This window comes from Aeromonas sp. FDAARGOS 1408 (assembly GCF_019048665.1).
Taxonomy (GTDB): domain Bacteria; phylum Pseudomonadota; class Gammaproteobacteria; order Enterobacterales; family Aeromonadaceae; genus Aeromonas; species Aeromonas dhakensis.
In genome coordinates, this window is the sequence record NZ_CP077394.1 from 73,064 (window position 1) to 89,479 (window position 16,416).

Genomic DNA, 16,416 nt, shown 5'->3' on the forward strand with positions numbered 1-16,416 from the left:
AAAAATTAATCAAAATAGTATAGATAGAATCCACAGCGGGAATTCTCAAACTATGACCACCCTGATTGAACAGCTGGCTGCCGCTAAAGGTATCGCCAGCGAGTATGTTGATGCCTGGGGCCACCCGGCTCAGGTATCCGAAGAGAGCAAGGCCGCCATGCTGGGCGCCATGGGTTACCGCGTCGACGACGAGGCCGCCCTGACCGAGCAGCTTGAGCAGGAGCACCGCCAGCACTGGCTGCGTGCGCTGGATCCCGTGATGGTGGTTCGCAGCGGCGAGCCCATTACCCTTGAAGTCCGTCTGCCCATCGAATTCGTCAACGACGCCCTCACCTGGCAGCTCAAGCTGGAGCAGGGCGGCCTGTTGTCCGGTCAATTCACCCCCATCGACGGTGAGCTGGTCGGCGTGGCCGAATTCGAAGAGATGGAGTGCCAAGCCTATCGCGTGGCCCTGGATGTGCAGCCCGAGCTGGGTTATCACGATCTGCTCCTGCTGGAGGAGGGCAACGACGAGCCGCTCGCCAGCATGCGCCTCATCGTCGCGCCCAAGGCGTGCTACAAGCAGCCTCCCATCGCCAATGGCCGCAAGGTGTGGGGCCCGAGCGTGCAGCTCTACTGCCTGCGCAGCCGCCACAACTGGGGCATCGGCGATTTCAGCGATCTGGGTCAGCTGGTCGAGAAGATGGCCGCCTGGGGCGCCCACTTCGTCGGCCTCAACCCGATCCATGCCCTCTATCCGGCCAACCCGGAGAGCGCCAGCCCTTACAGCCCCTCGTCCCGACGCTGGCTCAACGTGGCCTACATCGATGTGGAGGCCGTGCCCGAATTCCAAGGGAACGCAGGTCTCAAGGCGGAAGTGGCAAGCCCCGCCTTCCAGCAGCATCTGAGCGAGCTGCGTGCCAAGGGCAACGTGGATTACACCGGCGTCATCGAGACCAAACTCGGCATGCTGCGCCAGGTGTTCGATCAGGCCAGCTTGAGTGCCGAGCGTCAGGCCGCCTTCGATGCGTTCGTCGCCGCCGGTGGCGACAGCCTGCAGCAACAGGCTGCCTTCGATGCCCTGCAAGCCCACTTCTATGCCAAGGGCGAGAATGCCTGGGGCTGGCCGGTGTGGCCGGAGCCGTTTCGCGACTATCACAATCCTGAAGTGGCGGCCTGGATGGCCGAGCACAGTCAGGACGTGAATTTCTACCTCTATCTGCAGTTCCTGGCTGACGAGCAGCTGGCCCGGGCCGACACCCGTGCCAAGGCGGCCGGCATGGTGATGGGGATCTACCGCGATCTGGCGGTGGGCGTCTCCGAAGGCTCTACCGAGATCTGGGCCAACCGGGATCTCTACTGCCCGAAAGCCTCGGTCGGTGCGCCGCCCGATATTCTGGGTCCGCTCGGCCAGAACTGGGGCCTGCCCCCCATGAACCCGAACCAGCTGTTCGAGGCGGCCTATCAGCCGATGGTGGACTTGTTCCGTGCCAACATGCGCTCCTGCGGTGCGCTGCGTATCGACCACGTGATGGCCTTGCTGCGCCTGTGGTGGGTGCCACCCGGAGAGTCCGCCGCCAAAGGCGCCTACATCTATTACCCGGTCAACGACCTGCTCGGCATCCTGGCCCTCGAGTCCCACCGCAACCAGTGTCTGCTGATCGGCGAGGATCTCGGTACCGTGCCGGAGGGGATCGATGTGACCCTCAAAGAGAACGGCGTCCACTCCTACAAGGTGTTCTTCTTCGAACGTTCCAAGGACGATGGTGGCTTCATCTCCCCGGCCCACTATGCCGAGCAGGCGATGTCGGCGCTGACTACCCACGACATGCCGACCCTCAAGGGCTTCTGGCATTGTGACGATCTGGCGCTGGGGCGCGAGCTGGGCTTGTATCCGGATGAAGACGTACTCAAGACCCTGTATGCTGATCGCCACCAGGCCAAGCAGCGCATTCTCGACAGCCTGCACGGCCACGGGGTGATCTCCGGCAACATCAGCCACGACGTGAACTGGGTCGGCATGAACACCGAGCTCAACCACGGTCTGCAACTGCATATGTCTCGCGGCAGCTGCGCCCTGTTCAGCACCCAGCTGGAGGATTGGCTGGAGATGGACAAGCCGGTCAACGTGCCTGGCACCAGTTACGAGTACCCGAACTGGCGCCGCAAGCTCTCCACCGATCTGGAGGATATTTTTGCCAATGAGGCGCTCAAGGCGCTGGCAGGCAAGATGAGCCAGGCCCGTGACGAGGCCAGTCGTTGAGCCACTGCCGACAAAACGTGACTCACTTACATCCGCTTCGGCCCAGGCCGGAGCGGATGCTCAGCTATGAAAGGAAATCTCGATGCTCGTTGAACGTTTGGTTGCAGCCCGCTGTTCCGATCCCTTCTCCCACTTAGGCCTGCAGGCCAATCCGGATGGGCCCGGCCTCAAGCTGACCGCCTGGTTACCCGATGCCCAGGCCGTAAGGGTCAGGGATCTCAAGTCGGGCAAGATTGTTGCCACCCTGGCGCCCTCCGATGATTCGGGCCTCTTTGAAACTGTTTTCACCCGCCGTAAAAATCCCTTCCCCTACCAGTTGCTTGCCGACTACCCAGATGCCACCGTCGAGGTCATCGATCCCTATCAGTTCCAGGATGCGGGCTGGGCCGGGTTGGCGGAGCTCACCTACCAGCCGGAAAACCTCTACCACACGCTCGGTGCCCAGCTGCGCACCGTGGAGCATCTGGACCAGCGAGTGGAAGGGGTGCGCTTTGCGGTCTATGCGCCGAGCGCCACCGCGGTGAGCCTGATCGGCGATTTCAACTTCTGGGATGGCCGTCGTCACCCGATGCAGCGCAGCCAGTGCGGTCACTGGGTGCTGTTCGTGCCGGGCCTCAAGGCGGGGGATCGCTACAAGTTCGAACTGAAAGACCCCATGGGTAACCGGCTGCCGCACAAGAGCGACCCGGTGGGTTTCTACTGCGAGCAGTACCCCTCGTTCGCCTCCGTGGTCTATGACCACGACCAGTACCAGTGGCAGGATGCCGCCTGGCGCGAGAGCCAGCTCAACGACAAGCGCGAGCAGCCGCTCTCCATCTACGAGCTGCACGTCGGCTCCTGGAAGCGTCACCCCAACGGTGACAGCCTGAGCTGGCGCGAGCTGGCGGTGGAGCTGGTCGATTACGTCAAAGAGATGGAGTACACCCACATCGAGCTGCTGCCGGTCTCCGAGCATCCGTTCAGCGGCTCCTGGGGCTACCAGCCGGTGGGCATGTTCTCCCCCACCAGCCGCTACGGCACGGCTGATGATTTCAAATACTTCGTGGATCAGTGCCACCAGGCCGGGATCGGCGTGATTCTGGATTGGGTGCCCGCCCACTTCCCGTCCGATGCCCACGGTCTGGCTCGCTTCGACGGCACCCCGCTCTACGAGTACGAAGATCCGCGCCGCGGCTGGCACCCGGACTGGAACTCCTACATCTATGACTTCGGTCGCAATACGGTGCGCCAGTTCCTGGTGGCCAGCGCCCTGTTCTGGCTCGACAAGTTCCACGTCGACGGCCTGCGGGTGGATGCGGTGGCCTCCATGCTCTATCTGGACTATTCCCGCAACGAGGGGGAGTGGGTGCCCAACGTCGATGGCGGCAACCACAACTACGAGGCGATCAGCCTGCTCAAGTGGACCAACGAGGAGGTGTACGGCAAGTACCCCCACGCCATGACCATCGCCGAGGAGTCCACCGCCTTTGCCGGGGTCTCCCGTCCCACCTTCCTGGGGGGGCTGGGTTTTGGCTTCAAGTGGAATATGGGCTGGATGCACGACACCCTCACCTACATGCAGAAGGAGCCCATTCACCGCCGTTACCACCACAACGACATGACCTTCTCCATGGTGTACCACTATGACGAGAACTTCATTCTGTCGCTCTCCCACGACGAGGTGGTGCACGGCAAGCACTCCATGCTCTACAAGATGCCGGGGGACGAGTGGCAGCAGGCGGCCAACCTGCGCGCCTACATGGGCTTCATGTATGCTCATCCCGGCAAGAAGCTCAACTTCATGGGCACCGAGATCGCCCAGAGCAACGAGTGGAATCACGATGCCCAGCTGCCTTGGCACCTGCTGCAGTATCCCAAGCACGGCGGCCAGCAGCGGTTGATCCATGACCTCAACCACCTCTACCGTCATGAAGCTGCCTTGTATCAGGCGGACTATGAGCAGAACGGCTTCCGCTGGCTGGATCACAACGACGCCGACAACAGCATCTTCGCCTGGCTGCGGGCCGACAAGCAGGGAGCCAACCCGCTGGTGGTGGCCTGCAACTTCACCCCGGTGCCGCGTATCGGTTATCGCCTCGGGGTGCCTGCGGCCGGTCACTACCGGGTGGTGCTCAATACCGACAGCGAGCATTACTGGGGCAGCAACTATGATGTGGGTCTGGTGTTCGTCGCCGAGCCGACCCCCTGGCAGGGGATGGCGCACAGCATAGTGCTGGACTTGCCGCCGCTCGCGACCTTGTTCATCAAACAGGAGCTTTGATGTTTGCAATGGAAAAGGGGCAGGACTACCCGCTGGGAGTGCTGCTCGACAAGACGGGTTGTCACTTCTGCGTCTGGGCACCGCAATCGGACAAGGTGGAGCTCTGCCTGTTCGACGAGCAGGAGCGGGAGCTGGCCCGTCTCGAGCTGCCCGGCCGGCGCGGCCAGTATCGCTTCGGCTATGTGCGCGGGGTTCGGGCCGGCCAGCGCTACGGCTACCGTGTGCACGGCATCTCCCAGGAGGGGATGCTGTTCGACCCGGACAAGCTGCTGATCGACCCCTATGCCAGGGCACTCAGCCGCCCCACCTACTGGGACGATGACCTCTATCAGGGGGACAGCGCGGCCATGGTGGCCAAATCGGTGGTGGTGGATGACGCATTCGACTGGCAGGGGGTGGGCAAGCCCGCCATCGAGCCGGCCCGCACCGTCATCTACGAGGCCCACGTCAAGGGCCTCACCCGCCAGCATCAGGGGGTACCGAGCGAGCTGCGCGGCACCTATCTGGGGATCTGCCACCCGCTCATCATCGAACATCTCAAGTCCCTCGGCGTTAGCGCGGTGCAGCTGATGCCGGTGGCGGCCTTCATGTCCGAGCCCAGGCTCGAGCAGTTGGGGCTCACCAACTACTGGGGTTACAACCCCATCGCCTTCTTCGCCCCCGAGCCGCGCTATGCGGCGCAGGAGGCGGTGACCGAGTTCAAGACCATGGTGCGCGAGCTGCACAGGGCCGGGCTCGAGGTGATCCTGGACGTGGTCTACAACCACACCGCAGAGGCGGGCTTCGACGGTCCAGTGCTCTCCTTCAAGGGTTTTGACAACGCCGGTTACTACGCCTTCGAGGCGGGGGCCCACGGCCCCGATTACACTCGCCACGCCAACGTCACCGGTTGCGGCAACAGCGTCAATCTGGATCACCCCAACAGCCTGCGGCTGGTGCTCGATGCCCTGCGCTACTGGGTCACCGAGATGCAGGTGGACGGCTTTCGCTTCGATCTGGCGGTCACCCTGGCGCGCGAGGCGGGGGAGTTTGACCCCATGGGGGCCTTCTTCAAGGCCATGATGGCGGATCCCGTGCTGGCGCGGGTCAAGCTCATCGCCGAGCCCTGGGACATCGGCCCCTTCGGTTATCGCCTCGGCCAGTTTCCGAGCCAGTGGCTGGAGATCAACGACCGCTACCGCGACACGGTGCGCGCCTTCTGGCGCGGCGATGCGGGCAAGATGGGGGACTTTGCCACCCGGTTGGTGGGCTCACGGGATCTGTTCCCGAAGAACTGGCGTTCCCCCCATACCAGCGTCAACTACCTCTGCTATCACGACGGCTTCACCCTGGAGGATCTGGTCTCCTACAACCAGCGCCACAACCAGGCCAACGGTGAGGACAACCGGGACGGCCACGGCAACAACCTCTCCTGCAACCACGGAGTCGAGGGGCCGACGCTCGACCCCAGGGTGAACAACCTGCGCCAGCAGCAGAAGCGCAACCTGATCGCCACCCTGCTGCTGTCACAAGGGACACCGCACTTCCTCGCCGGCGACGAGATGGGCCGCAGCCAGCTTGGCAACAACAACGCCTACTGCCAGGACAACCAGATCAGCTGGGTCAACTGGCAGTGGCGACCGGAGGACGAGCGGCTACTTGCCTTCACCCAGCAGATGATGGCGCTGCGGGCGGAGTCCACCGTCTTCTCCAACCTGCAGCTGAGCGACGACAGCTGGAATGGCGCCCCCAGCAGCTGCCACCAGGTCAACTGGTATCACCCGGACGGTCATCAGCTCACCGATCAGGACTGGCACGCCCCCATGGGGCAGGCGTTTGCCATGGACATCGGGATGATCGGTTGCGGCGGGGAGCGCTGGTTCGTGCTGTTCAACGCCAGCGACTACGACATCCAGTTTCGCTTGCCGCCGCCGGGGGATGGCATGGAGTGGATCCAGACCATCGACACCGCCACCAATGACGGCTTGCCGTTCCTGCCCGACGACATCAAGCGGCAGGTGGCGGTGGGCCGGGCCCACTCCCTCAAGCTGCTGGAGCGGGTAGCCCTGAGTGCGGTGGCGCTGGCGGAGGAAGAGGCGCTTGCCACTGCGGATGTTGCCGCCGTGTTGCCAACGGGATCACAGTTCCCGCTGGCGGGGTAGAGTGCGGCGCCCTGACTGGGTATGCTGGGCACCGTTATTCACGGCAAGGAGTCAGTATGAGCGGCAACACCCCCAACCCCGAGCAGTGGCGCAAGCAGTTGAGCGCCGAGCAGTATCGCGTCTGCTGGGAGAAGGGCACGGAGCGTCCCTACAGCGGCGCCCTGCTCCACAACCGCAAGAGCGGCGACTACCTGTGCGTCTGCTGCAAGCAGGTGCTGTTTCACTCGGATGCCAAGTTTGATTCGGGCTGCGGCTGGCCCTCGTTCGATCGGGCCATTGACGGGACCGTGACCTACACAGAGGACAACAGCCACGGCATGAAACGGGTGGAGATCACCTGCAGCCAGTGCGGCTCCCACCTCGGTCACGTCTTCCCGGACGGGCCGACCGAGACTGGCCAGCGCTACTGCGTCAACAGCCTGAGCCTGGATTTCGATCCCGAGCCCTGAGCCTGGCGATCGACATACATGCAAAAACGGCCCCCTGCCTTGGCAGGGGGCCGTTTCTTTGTGGTTGCCGCCAGGGTCGCTCAGGCCAGCAGCAGGGTGGCGCCCATCAACAGGGTCGCCAGCGCCAGGATGGGCAGCCTGAGTGCCCGCAGCAGGTAGAAGCCGACGGCGGCCAGCGCCAGATCGGTGGGGGCCAGCACGGCGCTCTGCCAGACCGGCTGATAGAGTGCCGCCAGCAGCAGACCCACCACGGCGGCGTTGATGCCGGCTACGGCGCCGGCGAGTCGAGGGCGTGCCAGCCAGCTCTGCCAGGAGGGGCCCATGGCCCACAGCAGCAGAAAACCGGGCAGAAACAGCGCCAGGGTCGCCAGCAGAGCACCGCCCAACGGGGTGGCCGGCAGCAACTGGGCGCCGAGATAGGTCGCCAGGGTGAACATGGGACCGGGCACCAGCTGGGCCAGGCTGTAGCCGGTCAGGAGCTGCTGCTGGCTGAGGCTGTGCCCCGCGCTCTCCGCCAGCAGGGGCAGCACCACGTGGCCGCCGCCAAACACCAGGCTGCCGGCCCGGTAGAAGTCGGTGACCAGCTGGCCGACGGAGCCCCCCAGCAGCGGCAGGCCGACAAACAGCAGGGCGAACAGCAGCAGGGTGGGCCAGTGGGGTCGGCTCACTGCGCCGGCAGACGACAAGGGAGTGCCGCTGTGGTCTGCCTGGCGGGCACAGAGCAGGGCGGCGCCCGCCAGCATGACGAGCTGGGTCAGCAGGCCGGGTTGCCACCAGAGGGCGGCCGCAGTGGCGACCATGATCCCCTGATTGCGCGTTGTCTTGCAGAACTGGCGGCTCATGGTGAGCACCGCATCGGCCACCACCACCAGCGCCAGCAGCTTGAGGCCGTGCAGGGCGGTATCGAGCCAGACGTTGTTGCCGAGCTGGCCCAGACCGATGGCGGCGGCCAGCAACAGCAGGAAGGAGGGGAGGGTGAAGCCGGCGAAGGCGGCCAGCGCTCCGCCAAGCCCTGCCCGCTGGCGGCCGATGGCAAAGCCGAGCTGGCTGGAGGCGGGGCCCGGCAGCAGCTGGCAGAGGGCCAGCAACTGGGCGAATTCGGCCTGGGTCAGCCAGCCCAGCCGCTCGACGAAGGTACGCTGGAAGTAGCCGATATGGGCGGCCGGTCCGCCAAAGCTGATGCAGCCCAGCCACAGAAATTGCATGAATACCTGTCCCACCTCGTTGCTCCCCTCGCGCATTTCATCAGACGGTGGAGATGATATGACAAAGCGGTGACTTTTTTATGACAAATCAGGGGGCTGCTGGCAGGTAGCCGCGCCTTGTCAGCCAGCAGGCGATGGCTTATGGGGCCGGCTGGCTCGAGGTCGGCAGGTAGCAACGATTCGCCAGCCAGCAGGCGATGGTTTATGGGGCCGGCTGGCTCGAGGTCGGCAGGTAGCAACGATTCGCCAGCCAGCAGACGATGGCTTATGGGGCCGGCTGGCTCGGGGTCGGCAGGTAGCAACGGCCAGCAAGCCAGCAGGCGATGGACTGGCGGCTGGCATCGAAGTGGGGCTCTGGCAGATTGCGCGGGTCGCACCAGACCCAGCCTTCGCACTTCTCCGGCTCCAGCAGCTGGGGTTCTCCCTCTACCTCGGCCAGCAGGGTGACCGAGACATAGTGCAGGCCGCTCTCGCGCCAGGTCTCCAGGTTGTTGGTGACGGCGATGACGCTGGGGTTGCTGATCCGAAAACCGGTCTCCTCGGCCACTTCCCGGATCGCTGCCGATTCGAACGTCTCTCCCAGCTCCAGATGGCCGCCGGCGATGGACCAGTAGGGGGCGTGGCTCCCCTTGCGCTTGCCAAGCAGCACCTGGCCCTGGCGGTTGGTGAGGATCACGCCGACACCGACGCGGGGATAGGGAGTTGACATAAGAAGGGCTCCTTGCAGGGATGACGCGGGACAAGCAGGGAGCCCATGAGCGGCTCCTTGCACAAACGGCGAATTGCACCATAAAAAACGGGCCCACCTTAGGTTGGATGGGCCCGTCATGCAAGCAGTCTGCGGCGTCAGGCACCAGTGCTGCGGATCACCCCAGCTTGACCAGCATCTTGCCGGTGTTGCGCCCCTCGAACAGCCCGATGAAGGCCTGCGGCATGCTGGCGAGCCCCTGATAAACGGTCTCTTCGGCCTGCAGGGTGCCGGCGTCGAAGGCCGGGGTCACCTCGGCCAGAAACTCGCCGTAGTGCTGCCAGTGATCGAACACGATCAGCCCCTGCATGGTGAGGCGCTTGCGGATCACCTGGGAGAGGTTGCGCGGCCCGCTCGCCTCGCTCTGGCCGTTGTACTGCTCGATGAGCCCGCACATCACGATGCGACCGTGCACCACCATGTGGTTGAGGGCGGCGTCCAGCATGGCGCCCCCCACGTTCTCGAAGTAGACGTGGATCCCCTCCGGTGCCTGCCGGGCCAGCTCGGCATCGAGATCCGGGGTCTCGCGGTAGTTGATCACCTCGTCGGCCCCCAGGCTCTTGAGGTAGGCCACCTTGTCGGCCGACCCGGTGGAGCCGATGATGCGGGCCCCCGCCCGTTTGGCGAGCTGCACCACCATGGAACCGACGGCGCCGGAGGCGGCCGACACCAGCACGGTTTCACCGGCCTGCAGTTTGGCGATGCGGTTGAGCCCTGTCCAGGCGGTCATGCCCGGCATGCCGAGGGCGCCGAGAAAGCGCTGGGGCGGCAGGCGGGTGTCGGGCAGTCTGGTCAGCTGGGCGCCGTTGGCGATGAAGCGATCGCGCCAGCCCAGCATGCTGCTCACCCGGTCGCCCACCGCGAAATCCGGGTGGCGCGAGGCCTCCACCACGCCGATGGCGCCGCCATCGAGGGGGCCGTTGAGGGGGAAGGGGGGCACATAGCTCTTGGCCTCGCTCATGCGACCGCGCATGTAGGGATCCACCGACAGCCACTGGTTGGCGACCTGCACCTCGCCCTCCTGCAAGAGGGGAAGCGGCACCTCGACCAGGGCGAAGTCGGCTGCGGCGGGCAGGCCGACCGGGCGGCGCAGCAGTTGGATTTGATGGCTGGTGGCATTCATGGCGGTTCTCCCGTTGGATCTGGTGCAAGCCTCGCCGGCGACGGGCCGGGCCCTGTGTGTCGGCGGCGCTGGATGATTTTGTTTGCGTGCAAACTAAAATCAGGTTAATCCTGAAACGGAGGGCTGACAACTGTTTTGTGTGCAAATTATTCGACCCCCGATTTTCCTGGGGTATACTGGCCCCAGTCGTCAGCGAGGTGCCCCATGAGTGAATTGAAAAAGCAGGTCTGTTTTGCCCTCTACAGCGCCTCCAATGCTGTGATGCGGGCCTACCGGCCGCTGCTGGACAAGCTGGATCTCACCTACACCCAGTATCTGGTGATGTTGTCGCTGTGGGTGCGGGACGAGGTGAGCCTCAAGGAGATAGGCCAGGAGACCGGGCTGGATGCGGGTACCCTGACCCCCATCGTCAAGCGGCTGGAGAGCAAGGGCTGGCTGACCCGCACCGTCTCCCGCGAGGATGAGCGGCAAAAATGCATTCGTTTGACCGAGGCGGGCCGCCAGTTGCAGCAGGAGGTGCAGGGCTGCTGTCTGGCAGACAGCTTGCGCAATCAGGTGGATCTGGCCGATGCTGAACTGGCCCAGCTCAAGCAGCTCTGCGATCGCATCTCGGCCCAGCTGGGGCGTTGAGTTCGACCGACCATCCGTCTGAGGAGCCCTCCATGAGAATCTTGTTGCCCCTGTTTGCTCTGCTGCTGGGTGCCTGCAGCACCAGTTCCCACTCCCCGTCGATGGCCATCGACGATGCCGATGCCTGGCAGGCGATCTGCAAGGATGGCACCCGGGTGCGGGCCGTGGTGGAGGAGGGGATCTGCGCGGATCATCGCGGTGTTGCCATGTGGACGAATAAGCCAAGGGCCGCACGGATGGCAGAGGAAGCCGCCAAATAGTGTGATCCAGACGCCATAAAATGACACGACCGGCCGATTGGCCGGTTTTTTTCGCGATCCCGTCGGCACTTTGCCACCTTGTTCATGGTGCGCTCAGTTTTCTCTTCCCATACTGGCCCTACAGTTCCAAAAGAGGAGAGACGAGATGCAATCATCGTTGGTTGGGCTCTCCATTCTGTGGGGGCTGGCCAGTTTTGGTGTTCAGGGGGATTTCATCGAGAGCCGTGATTCCGTTGCGCCATCCTGGCAAGCCGAGTCCAGAGTGGAGATGGAAGGTTATCTGATTGAGTCGCTGGGGGAGGATCGCTGGCTGTTCGACAACGGCAGCGAGAGTCTGCTGGTCTCCCTGCCCCAGGGGCAGTGGGTGCCAACCGGCGAGCGGCTGCGGGTCAGCGGTGAGCCGCAGCAGGAGCAGGCCGGCTGGCTCCTGCAGGTGCAGGACGTGAGCCAGGTGGCGGTCTGAGTACCCTGCCAGCACCAGCAGTTTGAACATGTAAAAAGAGGAGGCTTTTGGGCCTCCTCTTTTTGATCTTGCGCTGACCTGAGTGGCTGGCAATCAACCCAGGTGATTGAGCGGCAGCGCCGTCTTGTGCTTGATCCGGCGCAGCACGAAGCTGGATCGCACCCCGGTCACCCCCGGAATGTGGGTCAGCTTGTCCAGCAGGAAGTGCTGATAGTGCTCCATGTCCCGCACCACCACCTTGAGCTGGTAGTCGGCGTCATTGCCGGTGATGAGGTCGCACTCCAGCACTTCGGGTAGTTCGCTGATGGCCCGATCGAAATTCTCGAACCGCTCCGGGGTGTGCCGATCCATGGAGATATGAATGTAGGCGGTGAGGGTCAGCCCCAGCTGGCGAGCGTTGAGCAGGGTGACGTGGGTGTCGATGAGACCGGCATCTTCCAGCGCCTTGACCCGGCGGGAGCAGGGGGAGGGGGAGAGCCCGACCAGCTCGGCTAGCTCCAGGTTGCTGATGCGGCCATTCTCCTGCATCAACTCCAGAATATGCCTGTCAATGCGATCAAGTTTCAGCATTCTCCGTTCCTCGTTGCAATTACTAATTCACTTTTCCTAGATTAAGGGTGAACTATTGCAAAAACAACTGAAAATACATGCTACTTCGCAACCACTCACCGGGCCGGCAGGGGTACCATGGTTACATCTTCCGGTGGCAAGACAGAAACCCAACCCGGTCTCTGTGGCAAATGACTTTACCGGGTCAAGAGCCCCATCAGCCGTCCCACCTTATCGGGCTACGACGGGCTGGAACGAGGACATCCCCTCCCCGAAGGCAACAAAGCAGGCATCCCGGCGCCTGCTTTGTTGTTTTTGTGCGCGGCGTTCAGCCCTGCTGCGGCTTGATGCGGTAGAGGCAGCGGTGATCCCCCTCCAGCAGATACTGTTCCCGTTCCACCTCGGCCGGCGCCAGCAAGCGGCGAAACAGCGCCAGCTCGCTGCGACAAAAGCCCCGGCAGGCGCTCGCCGCCGCGCAGATGGGGCAGTGACTCTCCCACAGCAGCCAGCTGCCATCCTCCTCCTGACGCAAGTCAGCCATATAGCCCTCTCGGCAGCGCAGCTCCTTGAGCCTGGCCAGCCGGTCGGCCAGCGCCGGCTGGTTCAGCTCGGCCTGATAGCGGGCCAGCTGCTGCTGTTCCCGCTGGTCGATCAGCCGCTCCATGCCCACCGCGCCAAACAGCTGCTGGATGTTGTCGATAAGCTGCAGGGTCAGCTCGCTGTGGCTGTCGGGGAAGCGCTGCCAGGCCTGCTCGGTGAGGTGCCACAGCCGCACCGGCCTGCCGCGCCCGCGGGCCTCGTCGTTGAAACTTACCCAGCCGTCGGCTTCCATCGTCATCAGGTGCTGGCGGGCGCCCATGGAGGTCATCTGCAGCTGCTCCCCAAGCTCGGCGGCACTCTGGGGGCCTTTGGTCTTCAACAGGTGGAGTATCTTGTCGGTGCTGGCATTCATGGGGCGGCTCTCGTGATCGGCTGGCACGCCAGAGGGGTGGCGCTCAGGTACCCATTATGGGGAGAGGGATTTCTTTAATCAACAATTCGCTTTACTTAATCCAGTTCACTGGCCAACATAAATAAACCAATGACTTTATTTAATGAGGCGAACATGGAGAGGATCAAGGGACAGGCCAGCTTGTGGGTATTGGTGATGACGGTGACGCTGGCGGTGGCGGGCTTCAGCCTGCCATCCCCGGTGCTGGCGCCGCTGTTGCTGGATCCGGCCCAGGGCATGTTGACGCCGGAAGCGTCGGACTGGAGCCGCAAGGTGTGGCTGGGGGTCATCATGGGACTCTATCCGTTGTTCCAGCTGGTGGGTTCCCCCTGGCTGGGCAAGCTCTCCGATCGCCATGGCCGCAAGCCGGTGCTGACCCTCTGTCTGGTGGGCGTGCTGGTGGGCTATGCCCTGATGGCGCTGGGGATCGCCTGGCGTTCCCTGCCACTGCTGTTGCTGAGCCGGGTGGTGGAGGGCTTCTTTAACGGTGACATCGCCATCGTGCAGGCCATGGCGGCCGACATGAGCACCGCCAAAACCAAGGCACGCAGCTTCGCCTGGATCAACATCGGCATGAACCTGGGCTGGGTGGTGGGCCCCATGATCGGCGGCTATGCGGCCGTGGTATCCGGTGATTACAGCCTGGCGGCCTGGCTGGCGGTGGCCATGACCCTGGTCAACCTGCTGCTGGTGCTCTGGCTGCTGCCCAATCGGCCGGCGGTGGCCCGCAGTGAGCAGCCGGCACCGGCCCTCTCTTCCCGTCAACTGTTGCTGCAGCCGGTGCTGCTGCCCTACTTCGTGCTGACCCTGCTCAGCTACGGGGCGGTGCAGCTCTATTTCACCTACTTCAACGTCTGGCTGGTGGAGCGGTTGGCCTGGGATCCGGTGCAGCTGGCGCAGGCCGCCGTGCTGGTGAGCGTGCCCATGATCGCGGGATCCTGGCTGGGCTCCCGTCTGGCTCGCCATTGGCGCGGCAGCTCCCTCGGGATCGTCGGTCATCTGGTGATGGCGGCTGGCATGTTGCTCTTCATCCTGCCCAGCCACTGGTGGGGGCTGGCGCTCACCTTTATCCCGGTCGGCATCGGCATGAGCCTGGGGGAGCTGGCCACTTCGGTGGCCGTCTCCAACCGTAGCCACGCCGAGCAACAGGGGCAGGCGATGGGGCTCTATCGCGGGCTGGCGGTGGGCAGCGAGATCCTGGCGGTAGTGGTCGGTAGCCTGGTGCTGCTGGCGGGCACCGAGTGGCCCTTCTATCTGGCGGCGCTGTGCGGTCTGCTCTGCGCCGCCGGCTTCTATGGCCTGCGCCGGGCGGCGGATCGGCGGCAGCGGTTCGACGCCCAGGTGGAAGCCGGCTGACGGGATCACAGAACGAGACGGAGGGGGCTGCCGGCGCTTGCATCGTGGCGCCGACTCTGGGACGGTATGGCTCTTTGCTTCGCTTGCCCGATCGCCCGGTGCTCCCTTGCTTCATCTGTACCTTGCGATGCTCAGCCTTTGGCGGTGGCATGAATCGTTATCAGGCCCTGGCGTTGGAAGCGGGTAGGTATGGCGGCGTATTCGTTTCGACACGCTTGGCGGTGATATGAGTTGTTATCAGGCCCTGGCGTTGGAAGCGGGTAGGTATGGCGCCGCATTCGTTTCGACACGCTTGGCGGTGATATGAGTTGTTATCAGGCCCTGGCGTTGGAAGCGGGTAGGTATGGCACCGCATTCGTTTCGACATTTTGGAGGTGATATGAGTCGTTTTCAGGCCATTGCACTGGATATGGATGGCACTCTGCTGACCCGGGATCACAAGATCTCGTCCGCCACCCGGGCCGCACTGGCCCAGGCCCGCGCCCACGGCATCAAGGTGCTGCTGGTGACCGGGCGCCACTTCATGACAGCCCGCCCCTTCCATCACGAGCTGGCCCTCGACACCCCCATCATCTGCAGCAACGGCGCCTACCTCTATGATCCGGTGCAGGAGAGGATCCTGAGCGGGGATCCGCTGGCGGTGTCCCCTCTCGGCCGGCTGCTGGCCGAGGTGCAGGCGCACCAGATGGGGGCCCTGTTCCACCTCGACGAGGGGATCGGCTACCTCGGCTGCGAGGAGCATGTGACCCGGATGCGCCACTGGTCGGCGGCCCAGCCGGATCATCTCAAGATCTCCCTGCTGCCGGCGGAGGATCTGGCGAGCTGGCTCAGCCGGCCGGTCTGGAAGCTGGAGCTGTTCAACCAGGATCCCGCCCTGCTCCATCACTTCATGGCAGAGGTGGTCGCGCAGCTGCCCTTCACCTGCGACTGGGCGGCGCCCTATGCGGTGGAGCTGGTGCAGCCCGGCTGCAGCAAGGGTAACCGGCTGGCCCAGTGGGCCGCGAGCGAAGGGATCGCGATGGAGAACGTGGTGGCGTTTGGCGACAACAACAACGACATCAGCATGTTCGAACAGGTGGGGCTGGCGGTGGCCATGGGCAACGCGGCGTCACAGATCCAGGCGCTGGCAGATCGGGTGACCGCCGATCACAACGAGGACGGTATCGCGCTGGCGCTGCAGCGCTGGGTTCTGCCCGCCTAGGGGGCAGAAACAGAGAGTGGCAGAAGCAGAAAGGGGCCATGTCGGCCCCTTTTGGTTTGTCAGTTCCCGAAGGTGAACTGGATCACCCGATCCGGGAAGCGGATCCGGTTGTAGTCGCGGCGCAGCCCCTCGTAGTGACGGATGGCGCGCTCGCGCTGGGCGCGGTAGTAGTCGCGCTGCTTGCTGTCGTTCTCGTTGCGGATCTGGCGCTCCAGCGTCTGGATGTCGCGCTCGGTCCGCTCCATCTCGCTCTTGAGATCGCTCAGCTGCTTCTCCACCAGGTACTCCTTGCGGCCGCGGTCGTACTGGGTCAGGAAGCTGGCATCGTTGGGACAGACGCCCTGATACTCGGCGCCGGACTTGCCCTTGCTGTAGGCGAGCTCGGGAATGCAGTAGAGCTCCAGCCCCTTGGCATAGCCCCGTTTCCACTCCGCCTCGTCCACCTTGAGGCCGTATTCGCCGCAGGTCGAGACGTAGTCGCGGGTGGCGCTCGGGGTCTTGCCCTGCTCGCCATCCTGATAACCCAGGTTGTACCAGCTCATGGTGCGGCACTCTTCTTCCGACAGCGAGCTGCAACCGGCGAGCAGGAAGGGCAGGGTCAGCAACAGGATCTTGGGGGACATGGACGACGGGCTCCGAGAGAGATGATGGGGGGCATTCTAGAGAGGATGCCGGGGCAGGACAAGGGATGAAAAGCGGCGTCGGCCGGCGCCGTTTTTTGAGCGGTTTGTCACTATTTGCACAGGCTGGCGACGTAGCGGCCCGCGCCCTTTCCTTGTCGCCGGTCACGGGGTAAAC

The 16,416-nt window shown here is 63.9% G+C and carries 15 protein-coding genes; 9 read left to right on the forward strand and 6 right to left on the reverse strand.

Translation table 11 applies throughout. The features are described from left to right. The first annotated feature begins 52 nt into the window (after window positions 1-52). From malQ to msrB, 4 genes are all read left to right on the forward strand, one after another. Window positions 53-2,242, forward strand: a complete 2,190-nt coding sequence (gene malQ / locus I6L38_RS00445; RefSeq protein WP_201889645.1) for a 4-alpha-glucanotransferase — start codon at window positions 53-55, stop codon at window positions 2,240-2,242. Window positions 2,243-2,324: 82 nt separating this feature from the next. Further along, window positions 2,325-4,502 carry a 1,4-alpha-glucan branching protein GlgB gene (gene glgB / locus I6L38_RS00450; RefSeq protein ID WP_201889646.1) on the forward strand — a complete coding sequence of 726 codons (2,178 nt, stop codon included), beginning with the start codon at window positions 2,325-2,327 and terminating at the stop codon, window positions 4,500-4,502. Next, window positions 4,502-6,643: a glycogen debranching protein GlgX gene (gene glgX, locus I6L38_RS00455; RefSeq protein WP_215270500.1), complete on the forward strand. Its 2,142-nt coding sequence runs from the start codon at window positions 4,502-4,504 to the stop codon at window positions 6,641-6,643. Before glgB ends, glgX begins: the two co-directional genes overlap by 1 nt. A 56-nt stretch (window positions 6,644-6,699) precedes the next feature. Continuing rightward, the gene (msrB, locus tag I6L38_RS00460; protein ID WP_201880141.1) at window positions 6,700-7,092 is read left to right on the forward strand and encodes a peptide-methionine (R)-S-oxide reductase MsrB; all 393 of its coding nucleotides are present in this window, start codon (window positions 6,700-6,702) and stop codon (window positions 7,090-7,092) included. Window positions 7,093-7,172: 80 nt separating this feature from the next. Here msrB and chrA read toward each other — a convergent pair whose 3' ends face one another. The 3 genes from chrA to I6L38_RS00475 form a co-directional block, all read right to left on the reverse strand. Continuing rightward, on the reverse strand, window positions 7,173-8,333 hold the full coding sequence (gene chrA / locus I6L38_RS00465; RefSeq protein WP_216988988.1) for a chromate efflux transporter: 1,161 nt from the start codon (window positions 8,331-8,333) through the stop codon (window positions 7,173-7,175). Window positions 8,334-8,562: 229 nt separating this feature from the next. Continuing rightward, window positions 8,563-9,006, reverse strand: coding sequence for an NUDIX hydrolase (locus I6L38_RS00470; RefSeq protein ID WP_005304883.1), 444 nt, complete (start codon window positions 9,004-9,006; stop codon window positions 8,563-8,565). Window positions 9,007-9,163: 157 nt separating this feature from the next. After that, window positions 9,164-10,168, reverse strand: a complete 1,005-nt coding sequence (locus I6L38_RS00475) for an NADP-dependent oxidoreductase (protein WP_139724867.1) — start codon at window positions 10,166-10,168, stop codon at window positions 9,164-9,166. Between the two features lie 204 nt (window positions 10,169-10,372). Between I6L38_RS00475 and I6L38_RS00480 the strand changes: the two genes are divergently transcribed. The 3 genes from I6L38_RS00480 to I6L38_RS00490 all read left to right on the forward strand — a co-directional run bounded on the left by I6L38_RS00480 (window position 10,373) and on the right by I6L38_RS00490 (window position 11,521). Further along, window positions 10,373-10,798, forward strand: coding sequence for a MarR family winged helix-turn-helix transcriptional regulator (locus I6L38_RS00480; RefSeq protein WP_024943177.1), 426 nt, complete (start codon window positions 10,373-10,375; stop codon window positions 10,796-10,798). 32 nt (window positions 10,799-10,830) lie between these two features. Next, complete coding sequence (locus I6L38_RS00485; RefSeq protein ID WP_005304875.1) at window positions 10,831-11,058, forward strand: hypothetical protein; 228 nt, start codon at window positions 10,831-10,833, stop codon at window positions 11,056-11,058. A 145-nt stretch (window positions 11,059-11,203) separates the two neighbouring features. After that, on the forward strand, window positions 11,204-11,521 hold the full coding sequence (locus I6L38_RS00490; RefSeq protein ID WP_005304873.1) for a hypothetical protein: 318 nt from the start codon (window positions 11,204-11,206) through the stop codon (window positions 11,519-11,521). Window positions 11,522-11,614: 93 nt separating this feature from the next. On the opposite strand, the gene I6L38_RS00495 is transcribed toward I6L38_RS00490, so the two are convergent. After that, on the reverse strand, window positions 11,615-12,091 hold the full coding sequence (locus tag I6L38_RS00495; RefSeq protein ID WP_005304871.1) for an Lrp/AsnC family transcriptional regulator: 477 nt from the start codon (window positions 12,089-12,091) through the stop codon (window positions 11,615-11,617). Between the two features lie 307 nt (window positions 12,092-12,398). Beyond that, the gene (locus I6L38_RS00500; protein ID WP_019840775.1) at window positions 12,399-13,022 is read right to left on the reverse strand and encodes a metalloregulator ArsR/SmtB family transcription factor; all 624 of its coding nucleotides are present in this window, start codon (window positions 13,020-13,022) and stop codon (window positions 12,399-12,401) included. 153 nt (window positions 13,023-13,175) lie between these two features. On the opposite strand from I6L38_RS00500, the gene I6L38_RS00505 reads away from it, so the two are divergent. Further along, window positions 13,176-14,417: an MFS transporter gene (locus I6L38_RS00505; protein ID WP_201883701.1), complete on the forward strand. Its 1,242-nt coding sequence runs from the start codon at window positions 13,176-13,178 to the stop codon at window positions 14,415-14,417. A 379-nt stretch (window positions 14,418-14,796) separates the two neighbouring features. Next, window positions 14,797-15,618 carry a Cof-type HAD-IIB family hydrolase gene (locus I6L38_RS00510; protein ID WP_005304856.1) on the forward strand — a complete coding sequence of 274 codons (822 nt, stop codon included), beginning with the start codon at window positions 14,797-14,799 and terminating at the stop codon, window positions 15,616-15,618. A gap of 59 nt (window positions 15,619-15,677) precedes the next feature. On the opposite strand, the gene I6L38_RS00515 is transcribed toward I6L38_RS00510, so the two are convergent. After that, on the reverse strand, window positions 15,678-16,241 hold the full coding sequence (locus I6L38_RS00515) for a DUF2799 domain-containing protein (RefSeq protein WP_201880149.1): 564 nt from the start codon (window positions 16,239-16,241) through the stop codon (window positions 15,678-15,680). Between the last annotated feature and the right edge of the window lie 175 nt (window positions 16,242-16,416).

Bases quoted from the DNA above. Each gene is read 5' to 3' on its own strand.
- malQ (WP_201889645.1), top strand. From the start codon at position 53: ATGACCACCCTGATTGAACAGCTGGCTGCCGCTAAAGGTATCGCCAGC.
- glgB (WP_201889646.1), top strand. From the start codon at position 2,325: ATGCTCGTTGAACGTTTGGTTGCAGCCCGCTGTTCCGATCCCTTCTCC.
- glgX (WP_215270500.1), top strand. From the start codon at position 4,502: ATGTTTGCAATGGAAAAGGGGCAGGACTACCCGCTGGGAGTGCTGCTC.
- msrB (WP_201880141.1), top strand. From the start codon at position 6,700: ATGAGCGGCAACACCCCCAACCCCGAGCAGTGGCGCAAGCAGTTGAGC.
- chrA (WP_216988988.1), bottom strand. From the start codon at position 8,333: ATGCGCGAGGGGAGCAACGAGGTGGGACAGGTATTCATGCAATTTCTG.
- I6L38_RS00470 (WP_005304883.1), bottom strand. From the start codon at position 9,006: ATGTCAACTCCCTATCCCCGCGTCGGTGTCGGCGTGATCCTCACCAAC.
- I6L38_RS00475 (WP_139724867.1), bottom strand. From the start codon at position 10,168: ATGAATGCCACCAGCCATCAAATCCAACTGCTGCGCCGCCCGGTCGGC.
- I6L38_RS00480 (WP_024943177.1), top strand. From the start codon at position 10,373: ATGAGTGAATTGAAAAAGCAGGTCTGTTTTGCCCTCTACAGCGCCTCC.
- I6L38_RS00485 (WP_005304875.1), top strand. From the start codon at position 10,831: ATGAGAATCTTGTTGCCCCTGTTTGCTCTGCTGCTGGGTGCCTGCAGC.
- I6L38_RS00490 (WP_005304873.1), top strand. From the start codon at position 11,204: ATGCAATCATCGTTGGTTGGGCTCTCCATTCTGTGGGGGCTGGCCAGT.
- I6L38_RS00495 (WP_005304871.1), bottom strand. From the start codon at position 12,091: ATGCTGAAACTTGATCGCATTGACAGGCATATTCTGGAGTTGATGCAG.
- I6L38_RS00500 (WP_019840775.1), bottom strand. From the start codon at position 13,022: ATGAATGCCAGCACCGACAAGATACTCCACCTGTTGAAGACCAAAGGC.
- I6L38_RS00505 (WP_201883701.1), top strand. From the start codon at position 13,176: ATGGAGAGGATCAAGGGACAGGCCAGCTTGTGGGTATTGGTGATGACG.
- I6L38_RS00510 (WP_005304856.1), top strand. From the start codon at position 14,797: ATGAGTCGTTTTCAGGCCATTGCACTGGATATGGATGGCACTCTGCTG.
- I6L38_RS00515 (WP_201880149.1), bottom strand. From the start codon at position 16,241: ATGTCCCCCAAGATCCTGTTGCTGACCCTGCCCTTCCTGCTCGCCGGT.